This window comes from Postechiella marina (assembly GCF_039538365.1).
In the GTDB taxonomy this organism is placed as follows: domain Bacteria; phylum Bacteroidota; class Bacteroidia; order Flavobacteriales; family Flavobacteriaceae; genus Postechiella; species Postechiella marina.
Window position 1 is genome coordinate 277,617 of sequence record NZ_BAABCA010000001.1, and the last position, 21,286, is coordinate 298,902.

Annotated in this window: 21 protein-coding genes; 10 read left to right on the top strand and 11 right to left on the bottom strand. The window is 33.0% G+C overall.

The genetic code is table 11. The features are described 5' to 3' along the window. Positions 1-26: 26 nt before the first annotated feature. Complete coding sequence (locus ABD715_RS01120; protein ID WP_344786094.1) at positions 27-515, top strand: glycosyltransferase; 489 nt, start codon at positions 27-29, stop codon at positions 513-515. 36 nt (positions 516-551) lie between these two features. Here ABD715_RS01120 and ABD715_RS01125 read toward each other — a convergent pair whose 3' ends face one another. The 11 genes from ABD715_RS01125 to ABD715_RS01175 form a co-directional block, all read right to left on the bottom strand. Beyond that, positions 552-1,091: a hypothetical protein gene (locus ABD715_RS01125; RefSeq protein ID WP_344786096.1), complete on the bottom strand. Its 540-nt coding sequence runs from the start codon at positions 1,089-1,091 to the stop codon at positions 552-554. A gap of 153 nt (positions 1,092-1,244) precedes the next feature. Then, the gene (moaA, locus tag ABD715_RS01130; protein ID WP_344786098.1) at positions 1,245-2,252 is read right to left on the bottom strand and encodes a GTP 3',8-cyclase MoaA; all 1,008 of its coding nucleotides are present in this window, start codon (positions 2,250-2,252) and stop codon (positions 1,245-1,247) included. Between the two features lie 38 nt (positions 2,253-2,290). Then, on the bottom strand, positions 2,291-3,202 hold the full coding sequence (moaCB, locus tag ABD715_RS01135; RefSeq protein ID WP_344786100.1) for a bifunctional molybdenum cofactor biosynthesis protein MoaC/MoaB: 912 nt from the start codon (positions 3,200-3,202) through the stop codon (positions 2,291-2,293). Between the two features lie 253 nt (positions 3,203-3,455). Then, positions 3,456-3,899, bottom strand: a complete 444-nt coding sequence (locus tag ABD715_RS01140; RefSeq protein WP_344786102.1) for a molybdenum cofactor biosynthesis protein MoaE — start codon at positions 3,897-3,899, stop codon at positions 3,456-3,458. A 93-nt stretch (positions 3,900-3,992) separates the two neighbouring features. After that, on the bottom strand, positions 3,993-5,084 hold the full coding sequence (gene moeB / locus ABD715_RS01145) for a molybdopterin-synthase adenylyltransferase MoeB (RefSeq protein WP_344786104.1): 1,092 nt from the start codon (positions 5,082-5,084) through the stop codon (positions 3,993-3,995). Between the two features lie 21 nt (positions 5,085-5,105). Then, positions 5,106-5,339: a MoaD/ThiS family protein gene (locus tag ABD715_RS01150; protein ID WP_344786106.1), complete on the bottom strand. Its 234-nt coding sequence runs from the start codon at positions 5,337-5,339 to the stop codon at positions 5,106-5,108. Further along, positions 5,323-5,907, bottom strand: a complete 585-nt coding sequence (gene mobA, locus ABD715_RS01155; protein WP_344786108.1) for a molybdenum cofactor guanylyltransferase — start codon at positions 5,905-5,907, stop codon at positions 5,323-5,325. The genes ABD715_RS01150 and mobA overlap by 17 nt, the downstream gene beginning before the upstream one ends. A gap of 1 nt (position 5,908) precedes the next feature. Further along, positions 5,909-6,649 (bottom strand): sulfite exporter TauE/SafE family protein, encoded by a 741-nt coding sequence (locus tag ABD715_RS01160; RefSeq protein ID WP_344786110.1) that lies wholly within the window; start codon positions 6,647-6,649, stop codon positions 5,909-5,911. Positions 6,650-6,723: 74 nt separating this feature from the next. Further along, positions 6,724-6,870, bottom strand: coding sequence for a hypothetical protein (locus tag ABD715_RS01165; protein WP_344786112.1), 147 nt, complete (start codon positions 6,868-6,870; stop codon positions 6,724-6,726). A 54-nt stretch (positions 6,871-6,924) separates the two neighbouring features. Further along, on the bottom strand, positions 6,925-7,263 hold the full coding sequence (locus ABD715_RS01170) for a winged helix-turn-helix domain-containing protein (RefSeq protein WP_344786113.1): 339 nt from the start codon (positions 7,261-7,263) through the stop codon (positions 6,925-6,927). Between the two features lies 1 nt (position 7,264). Further along, complete coding sequence (locus ABD715_RS01175; RefSeq protein WP_344786115.1) at positions 7,265-8,443, bottom strand: molybdopterin molybdotransferase MoeA; 1,179 nt, start codon at positions 8,441-8,443, stop codon at positions 7,265-7,267. Between the two features lie 199 nt (positions 8,444-8,642). Between ABD715_RS01175 and nrfH the strand changes: the two genes are divergently transcribed. The 9 genes from nrfH to ABD715_RS01220 all read left to right on the top strand — a co-directional run bounded on the left by nrfH (position 8,643) and on the right by ABD715_RS01220 (position 21,230). After that, positions 8,643-9,242 carry a cytochrome c nitrite reductase small subunit gene (gene nrfH / locus ABD715_RS01180; RefSeq protein ID WP_344786117.1) on the top strand — a complete coding sequence of 200 codons (600 nt, stop codon included), beginning with the start codon at positions 8,643-8,645 and terminating at the stop codon, positions 9,240-9,242. Between the two features lie 26 nt (positions 9,243-9,268). Continuing rightward, positions 9,269-10,765 (top strand): ammonia-forming cytochrome c nitrite reductase, encoded by a 1,497-nt coding sequence (nrfA, locus tag ABD715_RS01185; protein WP_344786119.1) that lies wholly within the window; start codon positions 9,269-9,271, stop codon positions 10,763-10,765. Between the two features lie 96 nt (positions 10,766-10,861). Then, entirely contained in the window at positions 10,862-13,996 is a 3,135-nt protein-coding gene (locus ABD715_RS01190) for a cytochrome c biogenesis protein (RefSeq protein WP_344786121.1), read from the top strand. Positions 13,997-14,157: 161 nt separating this feature from the next. Further along, positions 14,158-14,916, top strand: coding sequence for a Crp/Fnr family transcriptional regulator (locus ABD715_RS01195; protein WP_344786123.1), 759 nt, complete (start codon positions 14,158-14,160; stop codon positions 14,914-14,916). 316 nt (positions 14,917-15,232) lie between these two features. Beyond that, positions 15,233-16,621, top strand: a complete 1,389-nt coding sequence (locus tag ABD715_RS01200; protein WP_344786125.1) for a CmpA/NrtA family ABC transporter substrate-binding protein — start codon at positions 15,233-15,235, stop codon at positions 16,619-16,621. A gap of 166 nt (positions 16,622-16,787) precedes the next feature. Beyond that, positions 16,788-17,894 (top strand): ABC transporter permease, encoded by a 1,107-nt coding sequence (locus ABD715_RS01205; RefSeq protein ID WP_344786127.1) that lies wholly within the window; start codon positions 16,788-16,790, stop codon positions 17,892-17,894. Positions 17,895-18,160: 266 nt separating this feature from the next. Next, positions 18,161-19,006: an ABC transporter ATP-binding protein gene (locus ABD715_RS01210; protein ID WP_344786129.1), complete on the top strand. Its 846-nt coding sequence runs from the start codon at positions 18,161-18,163 to the stop codon at positions 19,004-19,006. A gap of 14 nt (positions 19,007-19,020) precedes the next feature. Next, positions 19,021-19,854 carry an ABC transporter ATP-binding protein gene (locus tag ABD715_RS01215; protein WP_425567943.1) on the top strand — a complete coding sequence of 278 codons (834 nt, stop codon included), beginning with the start codon at positions 19,021-19,023 and terminating at the stop codon, positions 19,852-19,854. 116 nt (positions 19,855-19,970) lie between these two features. Then, positions 19,971-21,230, top strand: a complete 1,260-nt coding sequence (locus tag ABD715_RS01220) for an alginate export family protein (protein WP_344786130.1) — start codon at positions 19,971-19,973, stop codon at positions 21,228-21,230. Positions 21,231-21,286 lie beyond the last annotated feature (56 nt).

Genomic DNA, 21,286 nt, shown 5'->3' on the forward strand with positions numbered 1-21,286 from the left:
TTTTATTAATAGAAACTCTAATTATTATGAAAATAGGTGTTTTAATACTATGTTATAACAATGAAACCGACCTTAATCAGCAGATGATAGAAGAGTTATCTGCAGTTGCTAAAAATATTAAATTTTGCTTTGTAAATAATGGTAGTACAGATAGTACTATTGATAAGTTGCAAATTCTTAAAGAGGAAAACGAATCTGATATTACAATTATTGATATTAAAATTAATAAAGGTGAAGGGTTAGCAATTAAAGCTGGAGTAAGGTATTTTTTTAACAAAATAAATTTACAATATATAGGATTCATAAATTTTAAAGATTTTAACCTGAAATTAAATTTTAACCCTCTTTTTGATTTAATTTTAGATAGTAAGGATGAGTTAATAGCATATAATTCGAAGCCTGCTAGAAGCAGAAAATTTAAAAGGTTGCTTATAAAAAATGTTTTTTCCCTAACAGATTTTTTCGAATATTTAAAAATTGATTTAAAAAAAGAGCACTTAAAAACTATAGCCTAGTTTTTAAGTGCTCTTTTTATTTTTAAGTCATTTCTTTTACCAGGTTATTATACCATCCATGGTTAAAACCTTTCCAGAATCAGTATTTATAACAGTTGTATTATCAAAAACAACTCTTTTGTTTTCTTGATCAACTAGAAAATTTGATCCACAGTCATCATCAACATTTTCTCCTTCTATAGCAGTGCAAGTAAAAAGATACTCTTCACCATTTTTTATAATAGTCATTGAAATTGCTTTATGTACAGATGCGTTATCTCCACTTTCAAATTGAGCGGTAACAATTATAAAACTATTAGTAAAACTAGCTTCGGTAGGGTTTATTTCTCCATTAGAATCAACTCCAATACTTTTATGTAAAAGCGTTACAGATTTGCCTGTGCCTGTTTGATAAAGTCCTTCTACAGCATTAGCAACATTTAAACTATTGCCTAAAATAGAAGTTTCTTCTCCCGATAGTGTTATAACTCCTTTTGCATTGGCAACATCTTCGTTAGAGTTGCTATCGCTACTACAAGCAACAAATAGTAATATAAATAAAGAAAAAATTGAAAAGTATTTTTTTAAATAAGCCATAAGAGTGATTTTTAAGTTAAAGTTAATAGCCCTATAAAAGTACAAGGTTTAGCACTGCTTAAAAATCATAAATTATTGAATAGCTGTTTTTTTGCTGTAAGTGGTGTGTTCTTGTTATTAACTGTTTTTTTTTTTTTTTTTTAGGTATGCATTTTACCCGCCAATAGTAATCATACTTCTATTGTTATTATGTAGTTTGGGTTCTTGTAATTTTTTTAAGGTGTCCATGCCACCGCGAACTTTAAATTTAGCTTGCACCGCTTTTTGAATAACAGGTTCTATAGATTCTCCTGCTCTTAAAGTTGTTAGTAAATCTGATTCGCCAGATGAGAATAAGCAATTTTTTAATTGTCCATTGGCTGTTAAACGCAGTCTATTACACGAATCGCAAAACGGATTGGTAACAGAGCTAATTATGGCAAAACTACCTTTGTAACCTTTTATTTTATAGTTTTTAGAGGTGTCGTTTGGTGCATCTTGTAAGCGTTCTATAGCGCTTTCTGGGAACGCTTCATTTACATACATCATCACTTCAGCATACGACACCATTTTACTCATGTCCCATTTATTACCATCAAAAGGCATAAATTCTATAAAACGTACAGATACGGGTAAATCTTTAGTAAAATTGATGAAATCTATAATTTCATTTTCATTAAAGCCTTTCATTAAAACAGCATTTACTTTTACAGTAAAGCCTTCTTTTACAAGTAATAAAATGTTGTTGTAAACCTTTTTAAATTCGTGACGCCTTGTAATATGTTTAAATTTTCCTTCATCTAAAGAATCTAAACTAACGTTAATTTTATTGACACCATTGGCTTTTAGTATGTCAATAAATTTATCAATAATTACCGCGTTCGATGTAATGGATAACTCAACAGGAAGTGTTGCTAGTTTTTCTAAAATAGTTGGAATATCCTTTCTAATTAAAGGTTCGCCTCCTGTTAATCTAATTTTTGTAACACCATGGTCTACAAATGTTTTAGCGATTTCAAAAATCTCTTCGTAGGTCATTAAATGACTTTTAGGAGATAATTTCACACCTTCTTCTGGCATACAGTAGGTACATCGTAAATTGCAACGTTCTATTAAAGAAATACGCAGATACGCATGATCTCTACCATGTAAATCTTGTAATATTTTTGAATTATTCTTCATCTTTTATTTTTTACAACCAACAACGAGTAAAAACAATTTTAATCGTGTCTCGCTCCTTTTAATATTCTAAAACTATGTAAAACCGCAGGAAATATAGCATCCATAGATTCTTTTGCGCCATTTGTAGATCCTGGTAAAGCCAAAACTAAAGTATCTCCAATAGTGCCTGCTACACTTCGAGATAACATGGCGAATGGCATGCGCTCTTGACCATAAGACCTAATAGCTTCTTCAATACCTGGGATTCTTCGTTCTAATAAGGGCAATAAGGCTTCGGGTGTAACATCGCGTCCAGAAAGTCCGGTGCCACCTGTATAAATTACTATATCCATACCTTGTTCTTGGTAAGCTTTTACTTTTTGTTGAATAATTTCTGCTTCATCAGGAATAATTACATACTCAGCTATTTTAACATCGCAACTTTCAAGTTTGTTAATAATTGCTTTTCCTGCTTTATCTTCTTTATAACCAGCGGAAATGGTATCGCTACACACCACAACTGCAGCAGTTAAATCTTTTCTAAAAGAATCTTTAAAGTCTGATTTTCCGCCTTTTTTCTTTAATAATTTTATCGCGTGTATTTCTATGCCTTTATCAATAGGTTTTAGCATATCGTACATGTTTAAAGCTACAACGCTGGCACCATGCATGGCCTCAACTTCAACTCCAGTTTTGTAAATCGTTTTTACGGTAAACAAAACGGTAATTTCTAAATCATCGACTTTATATTCTACACCTGTAAACTCAATAGGTAAGGGGTGACAATCTGGTAAAATATCTGGTGTGCGTTTTACGCCTAATAAACCAGCAGCTTTGCTCATGGCAAATACGTTTCCTTTTGGAACGGTATCGTTTTTAATTGCTGTTATGGTTTCGGGTTTGCTAACTTTTACAACAGCTTGCGCAATTGCGGTTCTTAATGTGGTTGCTTTATGTGTGATGTCGACCATTATATGTGGATGAGTTGATTGGTTGAATTTTTTATTTGTTTAACTGTGATTTTGGTAAAGCATTAAGCTTATTCGAGATTTTTTTAATTTCGGCTCTTATTATTTGATAATCTTTATCTTCAATAAAATTTAATTTTTTTGATATTATAATTTGATTCTATCCAAACAATCAATTTTTAAAATGAAAATGTATATGCCATTAGTTACTTTTTTTAATGATTAAGCATTTGGACTAATTAACAATTGAAGATTATTAAGAGTTGACTTTCCATTGATGACTTTCATCTTCAAAAATTTCTCTTCCAAAAACAGGAACATCGGCTTTAATAGCTTCAACAATATATTCTAGAGCTTTAAAAACTACTTTTCTTCTTGGTGAGGATACAAATACAAACAGACAGATTTCGCCTGCTTTTACTGTGCCTAAACTATGGTAAATGTGCATGCATGTTAAATCGAATTTTTCAAATGCCGATTCTCTAATATCATGAAATTTTTCATTCGCCATATCTTCGTACGCCGTGTAATCTATTGCAGCTACCGTTTTTCCATCAATCTCATCTGCTCTTACTTGACCAAGAAAAATATTATGTGCGCCAATGCTGGTTTTTGTTTGATGTTTATAAATGGAATTTCCTATAAAATCTGAGGTTATAGCACCTTCTTTGAATACACTTTTTGGTTTTTTATCTTTCATAATTTATGTTTTTATTACCCTAAAAAAAGTGGGTTTTATTAGATTAGACCTACAAGGTTTTTAAAACCTTGTAGGTCGTGTTGTTTTGCATTATTAATCCTGCGAGGTTTTTAAAACCTTGTAGGTATCATTTATTTCTTGAGCGCCTTCCTTCAAACTGAAACAATTATTAATTTCTAATTCTTGTAAAAGCTCTACTGCACGAATACTGCGCATTCCAGATTGACAAAAAAGCACTTTCTTTTTAGTTGTATCTATGTCATCTAAACGAGATTCTAGTTCACTAAGCGGAATGTAAGTAATGTTTAATGCATCAACCTTAGGTTCTTCATGCGTTTCTCTAATATCGATATATTGGATATTATCTTTATTAATTACTTCCTTAATCGAGATAGGTTCTACAGCCACATCACAATTAAAATCTACAGGTGTTTTATCTTGAAAATTGTCTTTATCTTTTAAAACCGATTTAATTGTGGCTTCCGATCGTTTAATTTTTAAAGTCGAATTTTGAAGGGTTAGTGCATTGTAACACAATAATTTTCCTGATAAAACACTTCCTAATTCTAAAACCATTTTTAAAACTTCGTTGGCTTGCATGGTTCCAATAATTCCGGGTAAAACGCCCAAAACACCAATATCTGAACAGTTAGGAACAGCGCCTTCTTCTGGCGGATTTGGGAATAAGCAACGGTAACTTGGTCCGTTATTATAGTTAAAAACAGAAACCTGACCTTCAAATTTATAAATGGCACCAAAAACGAGTGGTTTGTTTGCAATAATACAAGCATCGTTTACCAAATAACGGGTATCAAAATTATCAGATCCATCAACGATAATATCGTATTGCTTAAATAAATTAACTGCGTTTTTGTGCGTTAGTTTTTCCGCGTAAGCGTTAATAGTAATTTCGTTATTTAAATCTTCTAAGCGTTGTTTTGCAGCAAACGCCTTATTTTTACCTAAAGAAGAACTTCCATATAAAACCTGACGTTGCAGATTGGTTACATCTACCACATCAAAATCTATAATACCAAGTGTGCCAATACCTGCAGCAGCAAGATATTGAAGAATTGGACACCCTAAACCACCAGCGCCAATAACCAGTACTTTAGCGTTAGAAATTTTATCTTGACCAACTTGCCCAATTTCGGGTAAAATAATATGTCTGTTATATCGATTCATACGTTCAGTAATTTTAATAAATCATCCGCCTGCAAAGGGCGGTAATAAAGCAATTTCTGCTCCTGTTAATTCGGTTTCGGCGGAAACTAATTCTTGGTTTTGTGCTATTTTAAAATCTTTCGTTTTTAAAGCGTCATATTTAGAATTTAGAGTTTCTAGTAAATCTGAAACCAAGCGTCCAGAACACTCCATGTATTCCTCTTCAATCTGAGTTAATTCGGCTATTTGCCCGAAGTATTTAATGTTTATACGCATATTTAACTGCTTTTAATTCATGTTGAGTATTCACGTTCATAGTAGTTAATTCTTGATCTTTTTCTAGTATTACATTTTTCGAAATGCAACTGTTTATGGCAACACGCAAACGCCTTTCTTCCTTTTTTAAAAAGTCGTTGAATGTCTTTGTTATTTCCTTTTTATAAATAGCTATTAAAGGCATGGTTTTTCCTTTGCTTTCTGCTTGAATTATTTGAGACGTATCATCAATATTTCTAATTAATTTTTCAACAATTTCAGAGGTAATTAAAGGAATATCGCAACTTAAAATCACGTTATATTCCGTTTTTGAAGCTTCTAAACCCGAGCAAATTCCAGCAATAGGGCCTGCGTTTTTTGTGATGTCGTTGATACGTTTTAAACCGAATATATCGTAATCAGGATTATCGGAAACTATCATGATTTTGGAAACGAAAGGCTTTAAGGCATCAATACTATATTGAACAAAATATTTGTCATTCAGTTTAATAAAACCTTTGTCTGTGCCCATGCGAGAGCTTTTTCCGCCAGCAAGAATAATACCTGTTATGTTGTTTTTATCTATCATTTTATGTGAGAAATAATTTAGCACAAGCTATGATTAGAACAAAAGCAAGTATGTTTTTTAATATTTGGTTGTTAATTTTTTTACTACCATAGTAACCGCCAAAAACACCTCCAACTAGCGCAATGGCAACCAAAAGAAACGATTCTTTTTCTAGAATAACACCACTGCTTAATTGACCAATTAAACCCGAGGCAGAATTAACCCAAATAAATAAGGCAGAAACAGCTGCTGCTTCTTTCATTTTTCCCCAATGCAGAAGTAAAATTACCGGACTTAAAATAATACCGCCACCAATACCAATAAGTCCAGAAAAGAAGCCTATTATACCACCAACAACAAGGCCTTGCCAAAGTTTAACTTGTTTAATACTGTCGCTTTCTTTACCAAAAACATTCAGCATTTTTAAAATGGCGAATATAAGTAATACTGCTAAAATCTTTTTATATAAAGAAGCATCGACCTCTAAAGTGCCACCCAAAAATGCTAGAGGAATGGAGGCTATTGCAAACGAAACGAATAGCTTTTTATTAAAAAATCCTTCTTTATAATAATAGTAAAATGATATGCCAGCTACAAAAAGGTTAAGCAATAGGGCAGTGGGTTTCATGCTTTCTGGAGCAAACGAAAATAAAGCCATTAATGCTAAATATCCGCTAGCACCACCATGACCTACACTAGAATATAAGAAGGATACTATAGGGAGAATGAGTAGAAAAAGATATATGTGTTCGTTTTGAAGCATTTTTTTAAGTGTCTAAAAAGTATAAAGTGTCTAAAGTGTTGGTTAAGTTTAAAATTAGTTGTTTCATAAATACCTTATAATTTATTTGAGATTGACGTGAATAATGCTAAAAGTTCTTTTGCTTCAATAGAATTTGGAAGTGAACTAGATAATTTGATAATTGAAATACCAAACTGTCTAGTTCTAAACTCTAATTTTTTTGCAAACTCTTTGTTATCCATAATTGTTAAGCTTTAGGCACTTTAAGTATTTTAAACTTTAGGCAATTTTATACCTTAAAGTTCTTCCAATTTTGATAATTGTAAATCTAAAAAGTTCCAGCAATTTTGATTTATTTCATCAAAAGCAGCAATAAGTTTTTTGCCATAAGCTGTTAATTCTGCGCCACCGCCACCTTTTCCTCCTGTGCTATTGATGGTTACAGGTTCTTTTGCCGATTTATTAACGGAGTCTATTAAAGACCACGCTTTTTTATAAGATAAACCTAAATTTTTTGCAGCCTTAGATAGGGAGCCTTCTGTTTCTATAGCTTTTAGTAATTGCACTCTACCTTCACCCAAAAGCACATGGTTTTTAGCTTCAATCCAAATTCTACTTCTAATTTTATAACTCATATTATTCGGGTAAAATTATAGTTTCAACGGTTTGGCCAATAGCAATTTCTTGTTCATCTTCATCTAAAAACACCAAACAATTTGATAAGGCAAAGGTTTGTTGCATAGCCGAGCTTTGTCCTTCAAGAATTTCTACCTCACCGTTAGTGTAAATAGCCTTTAAAAATTGAGGTCTATCGCCTTTCTTCTCGAAATGAGATACCGATTTAGCTTGCACTCGTGGTAATTCAATAGCATCTCTATTCATCATGTTTTGCAAAGCAATATTCACATAAACATAAAAACAAGTAAGCGCAGCAGCAGGATTTCCTGGTAAAGCAAAAATTTGGGTGTCATCTTTTTTTCCGTAGAATAAAGGTTTTCCTGGTTTTTGTTTTACCTTATAAAAAAGCTCTTGCACGTGTAATTCTTTTAAAGCTTTGCCTACAAAATCGTAATCGCCTACAGATATGCCACCTGTAATAATAACAAGGTCGTTTTCTGTAATAGCCAATTTTAAAGAGTTAACTGTTTTTCTATAATTATCTGATACTTTATAGCTATTTATATCGTAAAATTTCAAGTTGTAAAGCGCACTTAAAAGCATTTTAGAATTGCTTTCATAAATTTGACCGTAACTTAAATCGTTACCAGCTTCTACTAATTCGTTTCCTGTGGTAATTAAAGCTATAGAAGGTTTTTTATAAACAGAAGCGGTCGATACACCTAAAGAGGTTAAATAACCAATAGCTGCTGGCGTTAGTTTTGTACCTTCTTTTAAAGCTAGTTCACCTTGCCTCACTTGTTCTCCTAAAGGTCTAATGTTTTGATTTATAGTTATAGCACCTTCAATATAAATTATATTTTTTTCGGCTTTAACTTTTTCCTGCATAACAACAGCATTTGCAGAATTTGGAACTGGTGCGCCTGTAAAAATGCGTATAGCTTCTCCTGGTTTTAAAGTAGGCTGCATATTATCGCCTGCTTGAATTTCTCCAATTAACTTATAAGAATCGTTATTATGCAAATTAACAGCATAACCATCCATTGCAGATTGATTAAATGGAGGCATATTTATAGGAGACATAACATCTTGTGATAATAGATATCCACCTGCTTTTTCTACCGTTTTTACTGTAGTTTTTAGCAAAGGTTTGGTATTTTGTTTTACTATTGAAATTGCTTCTTTTATAGAAATCATGATAAATATCGTTATGTATTGACAAATATAACGAAATAAGTTTTGATAAATATTTTAAAACATGACAACTGTCATGTTTTTTTTTAACAATAAATATCAAATTTGTTATGAGTAAGATTTTATGTTAATAAAGCATCTTGCCCCTAGGTATTTAGAATATTTAGAACAGAGTAATATAGGAACTTGATAATTTATACATGTGAATATTCAAAACAAACTATTACCAAATAAAAAATCGAGATGGCGAACCGTAGCAGTATTCTTTATAGCTGTAATTACAGGTTTAGGTATGTTTATGACAAAGGAAGCTGAGTTGGTCTCTTACATGTCCGATGATCCTTTGGCTTGTGTAAATTGCCATGTTATGACGCCCGTTTATAATAGTTGGATGCACAGTTCGCATAGAGAATGGGCTTCCTGTAACGATTGCCATGTACCGCACAATAATATTTTTAACATGTACTATTTCAAGGCTAAAGATGGTTTGTTTCATGCATCTGTGTTTACCGCTAGAGCAGAGCCAGAGGTTATGTTTATGCGAAAGGAGTCTCAAGAAGTTGTTCAAAACAACTGTATTCGTTGTCATATACAGCAGGTTACTCAGGTAAAATACGATGGTTATATAAAAGATCATGCTAAAAACAGAACAGAAAGGCAATGTTGGTCTTGCCACCAAGAAGTACCTCATGGTACTGTTCATGGTATTTCAACAATAAAAAATAATATTGCGCCATTACCAACAGATACAGAAGAAGCAGTGATTCCAAACTGGTTGGAGAAAGAAATGAAAACCAAATAGATTATTAAAATAATTAAACTTAATACATGAAAAACAAGGTTTTATTTATCGTAACAGCAGTAGTTGTATTTCTACTAGGTTTATTAGCATCTAGTATTGTTAATAGAAAGAATGAAGCTAAATATAAATATGTTCCTCAGGTTGAGATAGGAGAGAATGAGCCAAGAAATGCTGAATGGGGAAAAAATTATCCTGCGGAATATCAGTCGTTTTTACAAACTGCTGATACTAGTTTTGCTACGTATCAAGGTGGATCAGCCATGCGGGATATGTTAGATGAAGACACAAATTTAGTTGTGCTTTGGGCTGGATATGGTTTTTCTAAAGATTATAGTCAGGGTAGAGGACACATGAATGCCATTACAGATATTACCAACACATTACGTACAGGAGGACCAAAAGGAGAAGGAGACGGACCAATGCCTGCTACTTGTTGGACTTGTAAAAGTCCGGATGTACCACGTTTAATGAATGAGAAAGGTATTGCAGAATTCTATTCTGGAAAATGGGCTGATAAAGGTGAAGAGATTGTAAATCCTATTGGTTGTGCCGATTGTCACGATTCTAAAACAATGAAATTAGCAATTTCTCGACCAGCATTAGTTGAAGCTTTTGATGCTATGGGGAAAGATATTAACCAAGCAACCCACCAAGAAATGCGCTCTTTGGTTTGTGCACAATGCCACGTAGAGTATTATTTTGATAAAAAATTACCAGGAAAAGAAGGTGTACCATATTTAAAATTCCCTTGGAAAAACGGTATGTCTGTAGAGGCTATGGAAGAATATTATGATGCTATCGAGTTTAGCGATTGGACACATAAATTAAGTCGTGCACCAATGCTTAAAGCACAACATCCAGGTTACGAAACTTATTTAACAGGTGTGCATGCAGATCGCGGTGTGTCTTGCGCAGATTGCCATATGCCATATAAAAGTGAAGGCGGACAAAAATTTACCGATCACCATATTCAATCACCTTTAAACAACGTGTCTAATGCTTGCCAAGTATGCCATAGGGAAGATGCAGATAAGTTAAAAATGAATGTTTACGATCGCCAACGTAAAACAGCAGAAAACAGATTGAAATTAGAGGGCTTTTTAGTAAAAGCACATGTTGAAGCTAAAAAAGCGTGGGATTTAGGAGCAACAGAAGAACAAATGAAAGATATTTTAATGGATATTCGTCATGCACAATGGCGTTGGGATTATGCAGCAGCATCTCACGGAGCTTCTTTTCACTCGCCTGTAGAAACAGCTCGTGTTATTGGTAGCGGATTTACTATTATACAAGACGGACGTGTAAAATTAGCACGATTACTTGCCAATTTGGGGTATAACCAACCTGTAGATATGCCAGATATTTCTACCAAAGAAAAAGCTCAAGAATATATTGGTTTAGATATGGAAGCTTTAAGAAAAGAAAAAGCAGAGTTCAAGAAAAACTTAGTGCCTAAGTGGTTAGAAGCAGCCAAAGAAAGAGAATCTAAATACGGAATAAAAGATGTGTCTTTAAATAATTAAGGGGATTTATTAACCATTTTTTGTTATTAGAAAGATAGTTTTAGATGATTTATTATAGAATCGCCAAAAGCTATCTTTCTTATTTTATAGAAATTTATGCAGAAATTATACAAGTTTTTTTCATCATCACGTTTAGCATTACTTTTATTATTAACCTTTGCCATAGCTATGGCAGTTGCTACTTTTGTAGAGAACGACTATGGCACTAAAACAGCTTGGATTATAATTTACGATTCTTGGTGGTTTGAGGTCGTTATGGTTGGTTTAGTAATCGCGTTTATAGCCAACATTTATAAGTATAATTTACTTCGGAAAGAAAAATGGGCCATACTTCTATTTCACTTGGCTTTTATCATTATTGTTTTAGGAGCAGGTATTACGCGTTATACGTCTTATGGTGGTGTTATGCGTATTCGCGAAGGGCAATCGTCTAATGTGGTTATCTCAGATACTAACTTTTTATCACTCACCATTACTGATGGTAAAACATCAAAAACGGTGAAGAAAAAATTGTCTTTTGCTTCCATAAAAAATAACGATTTTACTATAAAAACAGATTTTGAAGGTGCTGATGTTACTGTATCTTTTAAAGAATATGTTGAAGATGCTATAGCAGAAGTTGTAGAAGATAAGGCGCATGGCGAACCACTTTTAGAAATGGTAGTAACCGCAGGTAATGGAAGAAACACTATTTATCTTAAAAAGGGTGAGATTGAAAAAATAGGAGAGCATCAACACGAAATAGGATTTAATTCTGATAAAAAAGGCATTATAAATATTGTAGAAAAAAATGGCGCTTTTAGTATCGATTCGCCACACGATTTAGATTTCTTCATTATGTCTACTCAGCAAGCAGGAAAAATTTCTAAAGATAGTTTGCAAGCTATTACATTAAGAACTTTGTATCGGTCGGGAGATATTTCGTTTGTGCCTTTAACGTATTTCGAAAGTGGCATGTTTCAATTAAAAAGTGAATCTAAAGACTATAAAGAAAACGATAAAACTAAAGACGATGCGCTGCTCGTTAATGTCTCTGTTAATAATGAAGTTAAACCTCTAAATATATTATACAGAGAAGGTTTTTTACCAACACACCACGACGTAAATATTGACGATTTACGAATTATTTTATCATATGGAGCAGGAGCTATAGAAACACCGTTTTCATTACAATTAAACGATTTTCAGTTAGAGCGTTATCCTGGTTCATCTAGTCCGTCTGCTTATGCAAGCGAGGTCACAATTTTGGATAAAGATGAAGAAATACCATTCAGAATTTTTATGAATAATGTGTTAGATTATGGTGGTTATCGTTTTTTTCAAGCCAGTTATGATACTGATGAAAAAGGTACAGTGCTTTCGGTAAATCATGATAGTTTAGGCACTTGGGTTACTTATTTAGGGTACTTATTAATGACATTGGGTATGTTTTTTACATTATTTGGTAAAACATCGCGCTTTCATTTAATAAATAGAAAATTAAAGCATTTAAAAAAGAAATATGTTACGGTTATAATTTTACTTTTTGGGTTGCAAACGTCTTTTGCCCAACAGGTAGTCGATTCAACCGAAACAAGAATTGTACAACTTATAAAATCTCAAGAAATAGATGAGGCGCATGCCGATTATTTTGGTAGAATTTTAGTTCAAGATTTAGATGGTAGAATAAAACCGGTTAATACTTTAGGATCAGAATTTTTAAGAAAAATATCTAGAAAATCGAGTTTTTCTTATCAAATAGATGGAGAAAAGAAAACTTTTGATGCAAATCAGACCTTTTTAGCAATGCATATAGCGCCTTATGTTTGGCAAGATATACCGCTTGTAAAAGTGGATTTTGACAAAACTGGATCTATTTTTAAAGATGTTATTGTGGGTAGTAACGGACTTTTACCTTATAAGAGTTTGTTAGACAAAAAAGGAGATTATATTTTAACGACACAGGTTGAAGAAGCAAACAAAAAGAAACCTGCAGAACGAAATGAATTTGATAAAGAGGTTTTAAAAGTAGACGAACGATTTAATATTTTATATAACTTATTTGCAGGAAATTATTTGAAAATTTTTCCGAATAAAAACGATCCCAATAATACATGGTTTAGTTTTAAGCATCATTTTAGAGATTTCCCAGAGGAAGACGGTCAGTTTGCGCAAAGCATCATACCATCTTATTTTAATGACATTGTAACACTTAAGTATGATAGTGCTCACGAAAAATTAATGTATATAAAAAAGTATCAGGAGGTTTTAGGTGCTAGTGTAATACCAACTCCAGAACGTATAGAAGCAGAGCTTTGGTACAATAAAGCTAATATTAATTTTTGGCTGTTTCAGGTGTTTTTTACACTTGGCTTGGTGTTGTTAGCACTTGCTATTGTTAAAATGTTTGTTCAAAATAAAGCTATTGAATTTTTTAATAATACGCTTGTTATTTTAACACTAGTATCGTTTTTATGCTTTACAGGTAATATTATTTTACGTTGGTATGTGGCACAGCACGCACCATGGAGTAATGGATACGAGATGTTGGTCTTTGTATCTTGGGTATTACTTTTATGTGGTTTGCTTACATTTAGAAAATCTGATTTTTCGTTACCATTAGCTACCCTATTTTCTGGTGCTTTACTATTTGTGAGTTATCTTGATTGGTTAAACCCAGAGATTACTAATTTAATGCCTGTGTTAAAATCATATTGGTTAAAAATACATGTGGCAACCATTGTGAGTAGTTATGCGCCTTTGGCTTTAGCTGCTATATTGGGTTTAATGGCGTTATTACTCTATGTTTTTAAAACGCCTAAAACAAAGGGAATTATAGAAATTAAAATTAAAGAGCTTAGTTATATTAACGAAATTGCCATGACTATTGGTCTATTTGTTTTAGCTGTAGGAACCTTTTTAGGCGGTGTTTGGGCAAATGAGTCTTGGGGACGCTATTGGGCTTGGGATCCAAAAGAAACTTGGGCATTAATAAGTATTATTGTTTATGCTATAGTGCTGCATTTAAGGTTTATACCTAAATTAAATAATAATTTTGTTCTAAATGTTGCCAGTATGTTCGCTTTTTGGTCTATTATAATGACCTCTTTCGGTGTTAACTATTATCTATCTGGTTTACATAGTTATGCAGCAGGAGATCCGTTACCAATACCAAATTTTGTTTATGTATTAGCAGCTTTAATGGTGATTTTAACAGTTCTAGCTTACTTTAGAAGAAAGGTTTTTAAATAGTGTATTGTTATTTTTAATTATGTATATATTAAAAATAGACTTCAAATTATTTTATATGTTCAATAAATAAATAGAAGACTTACTAAATTGCTAAAAATAAGTAAGGAATGTATTAAATACGTATTAATACTTATATTTGTTAAGGTTGCTCAAAAATAAATATGCGAGATACACAATTAAATACATATAAAACTCAGTCTGCTAAACGTTCGTCTTTTGAAACGCCATGTGCGCTTTGTGAAAATGCTAATTGTTTAATGAAGAATACTTTTCAAGATTTAGAGGAATCTAGTCTAGCTAACGAAAAGAGTGATATTCGTTGTAAAAAAGGTCAGCAATTTATTATTGAAGGCGCTCCGGTAAATGGATTGTTTTTTGTGTTAAAAGGTGTTGTTAAGGTGTTTAGAACAGGCATTAATGGCCGAGAACAAATAGTTCGTTTTGCAAAAGAAGGAGAAATAATAGGTCATCGTGGTTTTGGTACCGAAGAGTATTATTCTATTGGTGCCATAGCTTTAAAAGATACCGTTTTATGTTACTTTTCTAAAAACACACTTCAAGCGGCCTTAATGGAAAGTCCAAAGTTAAGTTATCAAATGATGCTCTTCTATGCTAATGAGCTTAATCGTAGTGAGTCTAAGGTGAAAACTATTTCTCAAATGACGGTAAGAGAGCGTGTAATAGATACCTTATTATACATCCATAGAAAATTTGGAGATTTACGCGGTTACTTAAATTTACCTCTTAGTCGTAAAGAATATGCCGATTACGCAGGCACAACCGAAGAGCAGGTAATTCGAGTATTTTCACTTTTAAAAAAAGAAGGATTAATTTCTGCTAAAGGTAAACGAATTGGCATTCCAAATGTACAGTCTCTTAAAAACGAGATTAGCGAACACAACTATTTCTTAGGTAGTTAAGAGTTTTTATTTCTTGCTTTTCATCATACTTCATGGTTTTTTCATCTTATTTTTTATAATCTATACTGCTATTTTGTATGTAGATAGTGTTTTTACGTAGTTTTTTACGGTTGTTAAGTTTCTTTACTTAGTTTTGTTTTTAATATTTAAATAGCTGTTATATAGTTAATTATGGTTGTTTTATGTTTTTTGGCAGGTTTTAATATGTTAAAAAAGATGTTTATACATGTGGAATAGCATTTTATAGAATCTATTCTACTTATATATTTGTCTCAAATAAGTATTAATACTTAGTAAATAATTAAAACTACACAAAATGAAATTATTATTAACAAAATCGACTTTAGCTTTATCATTGTCTGTGCTATTAAGTGCATGTGGCGGTAAAGAGAAAAAGAAAGACACTGTAGAGCCTAAAGCAGCAGCAGAAGTTTCTAAAACAAAAACATTAGACATAGAAAAGCCACAGCTAACATTTGGTTTTATTAAATTAACAGATATGGCACCTTTAGCAATTGCTAAAGAAAAAGGCTTTTTTGAGGATGAAGGATTATTTGTTTCGGTTGAAGCGCAATCAAACTGGAAAAACGTATTAGATAGAGTAATTGATGGTCAGTTAGATGGCTCTCATATGTTAGCAGGGCAACCAATTGCAGCTGGAGCAGGTTTTGGACGTCAAGCAGATTTAGTAACCTCATTTTCTATGGATTTAAATGGTAATGGTATTACTGTATCTAACGACGTTTGGTCTAAAATGAAACCTAATGTACCAAAAGGGGCAGATGGTAAACCGGTTCATCCTATTAAGGCAGATGCTTTAAAACCAGTAATAACAGAATATAAAAACTCTGGAAAACCGTTTAAAATGGGTATGGTATTTCCTGTATCTACGCATAACTACGAAATTAGATATTGGTTAGCAGCAGCTGGCATTCACCCAGGAATGTATACTGCCGATAACGTACAGGGGCAAATTGATGCCGAAGTTTTACTATCTGTTACGCCTCCGCCACAAATGCCAGCAACTCTTGAAGCAGGAACTATATATGGATACTGTGTAGGCGAGCCATGGAACCAGCAAGCTGTATTTAAAGGTATTGGTGTGCCAGTAACAACAAATTACGATATCTGGAAGAACAACCCAGAGAAGGTATTTGTAATGACAAAAAAGTTTGTAGAAGATAACCCAAACACAGCTATTGCTGTTACTAAAGCTTTAATTAGAGCTGGTAAGTGGTTAGACGAACCAAGTAACAGGGCAGAAGCTGTTAAAATATTGGCAATGTCTCAATATGTTGGTGCTCCAGAAGCAGTATTAGCAAATTCTATGACAGGTACTTTTGAGTTCGAAAAAGGTGATAAGCGCGATATGCCAGACTTTAATGTATTCTATAAATACAATGCAACATATCCGTTTTATTCTGATGGTATTTGGTTCTTAACTCAAATGCGTAGATGGGGACAAATTCCTGATGCAAAACCAGCAGATTGGTATGCTAATACGATTAAAGATATTTACAGACCAGATATCTGGAAAAAAGCAGCAGATTTATTAGTTGCAGAAGGACATATTCCTGCTAGTGATGTGCCAACTACAGATGGCTACAAACCTGCAACTGCTGATTTTATTGACGGAACTTCCTTTGATGCTAAAGATCCGATAGGATACATTAATAGCTTTTCTATAGGAAATAAAGATAAATAACCAACCTATAATTATAACTAGTAAGATAATTATTTAAGCACAGTTTATTTTGTTTGTTAAGTTGAGCTTGTTGAAACCGATTTTAAAATTGGTAAAAATACTTCGGCAGGCTCAATTATAACTTCTTGTACCGCTTTTTAAAGAATCTTACAAAAAACATTTGACCATGAAAGCAAGTTTAACATTAGGAAAAATAACTAAATTTATGGGGTTAGGCATTTTTAAAACCCTATCAGATTTATTTACAGGAAAATTAGATAAAGAAGATTTTAAAAACTTTTTACGTAAAGTTATTGTACCACTGGCCTCTATATTATTGTTTATAGGGTTATGGCACATGGGGGCTAAAGCGTTGTATAATATTGAGGCAGATTTTAAAATTGAAAAGGCACTTACAGAACAAGGGCAGGTAGAGGCCGATAAATTGGCTGCCTGTATAGCATCTGGAGATAGTACATGCCAACCAAATACATTGCCATCTCCATCTCAAGTTTGGGCATCATATAAATCTTTATTAAAAGACCATAACATAATTAGTGCAGATAAAGCAGCTTTTAAAGAAAAAACAGCTGTTTTAAATGCTAAACGTGTTGCAGAAGGTAAGGCAGCAATTACTTATACGGGTAGACCATCTTTTGTAGATCAAATATTTAGAAGTTTACAAACGGTTTTTGCAGGGTTTTTATTAGCCTTATTAATTGCAGTGCCTTTAGGTATTTTTATAGGGTTGAGTCCAACATTAAAAAGTGCTTTTAATTGGTTTATTCAAATTTTTAAACCTGTTTCTCCTGTAGTTTGGTACTTGCTTGTATTTATGATTGTTAAGACGTTATTAATAGACTCTAATGAAGATAGCTCGTTTACAATCTCGTTTATAAGTGTTGGTTTATGTTCTATGTGGGCTACTTTGGTAAATACTGCTATGGGTGTGTCTAGTGTTGATAAAGATTATATAAATGTTGCTAAAGTATTAAAGCTAGGTACGTTTCAAAAAATATTTAAGGTGGTATTACCATCGTCTTTACCGTTAATTTTTACAGGTTTAAAAATTACCCTATCTGTAGCCTGGATGGTTTTAATTGCCATAGAATTATTAGCGCAAAGTCCTGGTCTAGGATTGTTTGTGTGGGAAGAATTCCAAAATGGAGCAAACGACTCGAACGCGAAAATTATTGTTGCCATGTTTGTTATAGGAATTATTGGTTTTTTATTAGACCGATTTATGTTAACTATTCAAAACTGGGTGTCTTTTGATAAAACAGACGCTATTTAATGAATGTTGAATTGCTTAAGTATTTAAAATAAAAGTGTTAATAATTGAGCAATTAAGCAAAGCAGTAATTAGTATATAGTTAAAGACTGATTATGGAAGATTAACCAGCGTTAGGGATTGCAAAGGAAAGCCCACAGCGAAGGCACGAAGCGAGGACTTGTATTGTAAAGCCCGACCCTTGTGGTAACGCCCAAATAGTGATGTTGAATTGTTTAATCGGAATTGGATAAACATATTGACAAAATTAACAGTTAAACATAGAAAAAATGGCATATTTAGAATTAAATAACATACATAAAACTTACGGACAAGGTGATACTGAAGCCGAGGTGTTATCGAATATTAATTTAACGATAGAAGAAGGCGAATTTGTTGCTATTGTTGGGTTTACAGGTTCTGGAAAGACAACATTAGTAAACTTAATAAACGGACTTATAGAGCCTACAAGAGGAGAGGTTTTATTTAAAGGCGAACCGGTACAAGGTACAAGCCACGAGCGCGGAGTAATTTTTCAAAACTACTCGTTATTACCATGGCTTACGGTTGGGCAAAATGTATTTATGGCGGTAAAAGAAGCTTTTCCTAAAAAAAGCAAGAAGGAGTTAAACGAAATTGTTGCCGATTATGTGGAGATGGTAAGTTTAACGCCAGCTATTAATAAACGCCCAAAAGAATTATCTGGAGGTATGAGGCAACGTGTTGCTGTTGCTAGAGCTTTAGCAATGAAACCGGAGATGATTATTATGGATGAGCCTCTTGGTGCTCTTGATGCCTTAACGCGTGGGAATCTTCAAGATGAAATTTTAAATATTTGGGGCAAAGATAAGCGTACTGCTTTACTAATTACTAATGATGTAGATGAGGGAATTTATATGGCAGATAGAATTATTCCTTTACGCCCAGGTCCAAACGCTACTCTTGGTCCAGAATTTAAAATTGATATAGAAAGGCCAAGGGATAAAACGGAAATGAACGATAATCAAAATTTTAAGGATACAAGAAATGCCATTATTGAGTATTTAATGGATATAGGTAACGAGCGTAAAGCCGAGGCGAGCGAGTCTATTGTTTTACCAGATTTAACGCCTAAAGATTTTGTTAACCAATTTTAAAAAAAGATAATCAGATGAGTATAATAATAGGAAGTCCACCAAAATCTGAAACTCTAACAGACAACAGATTGTTTCATTCGAATGATGTGATGTTAGATTTAAAAAATCTAAAGAAAGTATACCCAACTCCAAAAGGTGATTATGTGGTTCTTGAAGATTTAAATCTTCAAATTAGAAAAGAAGAATTTGTTACCATTATTGGGCATTCTGGTTGTGGTAAAACAACAATGTTGTCTATGATAGCTGGGTTAAATGAAATTTCTGGAGGTCATATTTCTGTTTTAGGAAAACACATTAAAGGCCCAGGACCAGATAGAGGTGTTATTTTTCAAGCGCCAAGTTTAATGCCTTGGATGACTGCTTTGCAAAATGTATTGTTAGGTGTAAACCAAGTGTTTCCAGATGCAACAAAAGCGCAGCGTAATGATATTGCAAAGTATTATTTACAAAAAGTAGGTTTAGAGGATGCGTTTTATAAAAGGGCATCAGATTTGTCTCAAGGTATGCAACAGCGTGTTGGTATTGCTAGAGCATTTGCCATAAAACCTAAAGTTTTATTATTAGATGAGCCTTTTGGTATGCTAGATTCTTTAACACGTGGGGAGCTTCAAGACATTTTGATTGAAATTTGGAATAAAGAGAAAATTACAGCTGTAATGATTACGCACGATGTAGATGAAGCTATATTCTTGGCAGATCGTGTTGTTATGATGACAAGCGGGCCTAGAGCAAAAATAGGAGATGTGTTAAATGTAGATTTTAAAAGACCAAGAACACGTAAGTCGGTTTTAGAGCACGACGATTATTATAAATACAGAAAGCATTTAATAGACTTTTTAGAGCATTAAAAGCATAGGCAAACATGAGTTTTGTCATAATATAGGCAGAAAGCCAATTTTATATTTGTAAAAACAAACAACAACAACAACAACAACAATTAAAGCAAAATTAAAAAACTAAAACAATGAAAAAACAATATGTATTAATAGGTTTAGTGGCCTTAATGGTCCAATTTGCACAAGCACAGTTTACATTAGATGGAGAGTTTAGGCCAAGAACAGAGTATAGAAATGGTTTTGGTAGCCTTATTGCAGACGATGCAGATGCAGGTTTTGGTATTTCTACTCGTGTAAGATTAAATGCAGGGTATAATACTGAAGCTTACAAGTTTTATGTAAGTTTTCAAGATATTATGGTGTGGGGAGAGAATAGACAAATTTTGCCTTTCGATCAAAACAACTCCTTTGCTGTTTTTCAAGCATGGGCAGATATTAATTTAGGCGAAGGCTGGTCTACAAAAGTGGGGCGCCAAGTTATCTCTTATGATGATCAAAGAATATTTGGAGGATTAGATTGGGCACAGCAAGGTCGTAATCATGATGCTGCAATTATAAAGTATAAAAAAGATAAATTTATGTTAGATGCGGGTTTAGCATTTAATCAAGATTACTCTAACCCTACAGGTTTTCAGTCGGTTGGTACAAATTATGCTACAACAGGTTTCTTTTCGTATAAGACGATGCAGTACTTATATTTAAAGCAAGCTTGGGAGAATTTCTCTGGTAGTTTATTGTTATTAAATAATGGTTTTCAAGAAGTTGATGGAACAAGTAGTTTACAAACTTTTGGAACACATTTAGATTATAAAACTGGAGATTTTGGAATTGCAGCTAACGCTTTTTTACAAACAGGAGAAAGACAAGGCGAAGTAGATGTTAAAGGTGCTTACCTTTTAGGTTTAGATTTTACGTATAAAGCATCGGCTAAAGTAGGTTTAGGCGCAGGACTTGAAATTATTAGTGGTAACGATGGAGATGCTGGAGAAACAGGTGCATTCTTTCCGTTATATGGAACTAACCATAAGTTTAATGGCTTTATGGATTATTTTTACGTAGGAAACCACGCTAATTCGGTGGGGTTATTTGATGTACATGTTAGTGCAAACTTTAAATTAAACGATACGTCTAGCTTAATGGTAAAGGCACTAAACTTTAGCGGAGAGCAAGAGTTGGCAAGTGGCGAAAAATCACTAGGAACAGAAATAGATTTGGTTTACAAAAAGGCATTTAAAGGCTACGCTTTAGTTTTAGGATACTCGCAAATGTTTGCTGCAGATGGTATGTACGAGTTAAAAGGTATTACAGAGGATGCTGCAGCGGGTTCTCAAAATTGGGGATGGGCTATGTTAGTTATTAAACCTAAATTTTTAAACGGAACAAAATAAAAAAATATACTTTAATAATTTGAGTTAAAGTATAGGTCAAATGTTATAGTGTTTAG

Excerpts from the sequence above, each read along its gene's own strand:
- ABD715_RS01125 (WP_344786096.1), bottom strand. The coding sequence starts at position 1,091 with ATGGCTTATTTAAAAAAATACTTTTCAATTTTTTCTTTATTTATATTA.
- ABD715_RS01175 (WP_344786115.1), bottom strand. The coding sequence starts at position 8,443 with ATGATTTCTATAAAAGAAGCAATTTCAATAGTAAAACAAAATACCAAA.
- ABD715_RS01170 (WP_344786113.1), bottom strand. The coding sequence starts at position 7,263 with ATGAGTTATAAAATTAGAAGTAGAATTTGGATTGAAGCTAAAAACCAT.
- moaCB (WP_344786100.1), bottom strand. The coding sequence starts at position 3,202 with ATGGTCGACATCACACATAAAGCAACCACATTAAGAACCGCAATTGCG.
- ABD715_RS01120 (WP_344786094.1), top strand. The coding sequence starts at position 27 with ATGAAAATAGGTGTTTTAATACTATGTTATAACAATGAAACCGACCTT.
- ABD715_RS01190 (WP_344786121.1), top strand. The coding sequence starts at position 10,862 with ATGCAGAAATTATACAAGTTTTTTTCATCATCACGTTTAGCATTACTT.
- ABD715_RS01140 (WP_344786102.1), bottom strand. The coding sequence starts at position 3,899 with ATGAAAGATAAAAAACCAAAAAGTGTATTCAAAGAAGGTGCTATAACC.
- ABD715_RS01150 (WP_344786106.1), bottom strand. The coding sequence starts at position 5,339 with ATGCGTATAAACATTAAATACTTCGGGCAAATAGCCGAATTAACTCAG.
- ABD715_RS01200 (WP_344786125.1), top strand. The coding sequence starts at position 15,233 with ATGAAATTATTATTAACAAAATCGACTTTAGCTTTATCATTGTCTGTG.
- mobA (WP_344786108.1), bottom strand. The coding sequence starts at position 5,907 with ATGATAGATAAAAACAACATAACAGGTATTATTCTTGCTGGCGGAAAA.
- moaA (WP_344786098.1), bottom strand. The coding sequence starts at position 2,252 with ATGAAGAATAATTCAAAAATATTACAAGATTTACATGGTAGAGATCAT.
- ABD715_RS01195 (WP_344786123.1), top strand. The coding sequence starts at position 14,158 with ATGCGAGATACACAATTAAATACATATAAAACTCAGTCTGCTAAACGT.
- ABD715_RS01160 (WP_344786110.1), bottom strand. The coding sequence starts at position 6,649 with ATGCTTCAAAACGAACACATATATCTTTTTCTACTCATTCTCCCTATA.
- moeB (WP_344786104.1), bottom strand. The coding sequence starts at position 5,084 with ATGAATCGATATAACAGACATATTATTTTACCCGAAATTGGGCAAGTT.
- ABD715_RS01205 (WP_344786127.1), top strand. The coding sequence starts at position 16,788 with ATGAAAGCAAGTTTAACATTAGGAAAAATAACTAAATTTATGGGGTTA.
- ABD715_RS01165 (WP_344786112.1), bottom strand. The coding sequence starts at position 6,870 with ATGGATAACAAAGAGTTTGCAAAAAAATTAGAGTTTAGAACTAGACAG.
- ABD715_RS01220 (WP_344786130.1), top strand. The coding sequence starts at position 19,971 with ATGAAAAAACAATATGTATTAATAGGTTTAGTGGCCTTAATGGTCCAA.
- nrfA (WP_344786119.1), top strand. The coding sequence starts at position 9,269 with ATGAAAAACAAGGTTTTATTTATCGTAACAGCAGTAGTTGTATTTCTA.
- ABD715_RS01215 (WP_425567943.1), top strand. The coding sequence starts at position 19,021 with ATGAGTATAATAATAGGAAGTCCACCAAAATCTGAAACTCTAACAGAC.
- ABD715_RS01210 (WP_344786129.1), top strand. The coding sequence starts at position 18,161 with ATGGCATATTTAGAATTAAATAACATACATAAAACTTACGGACAAGGT.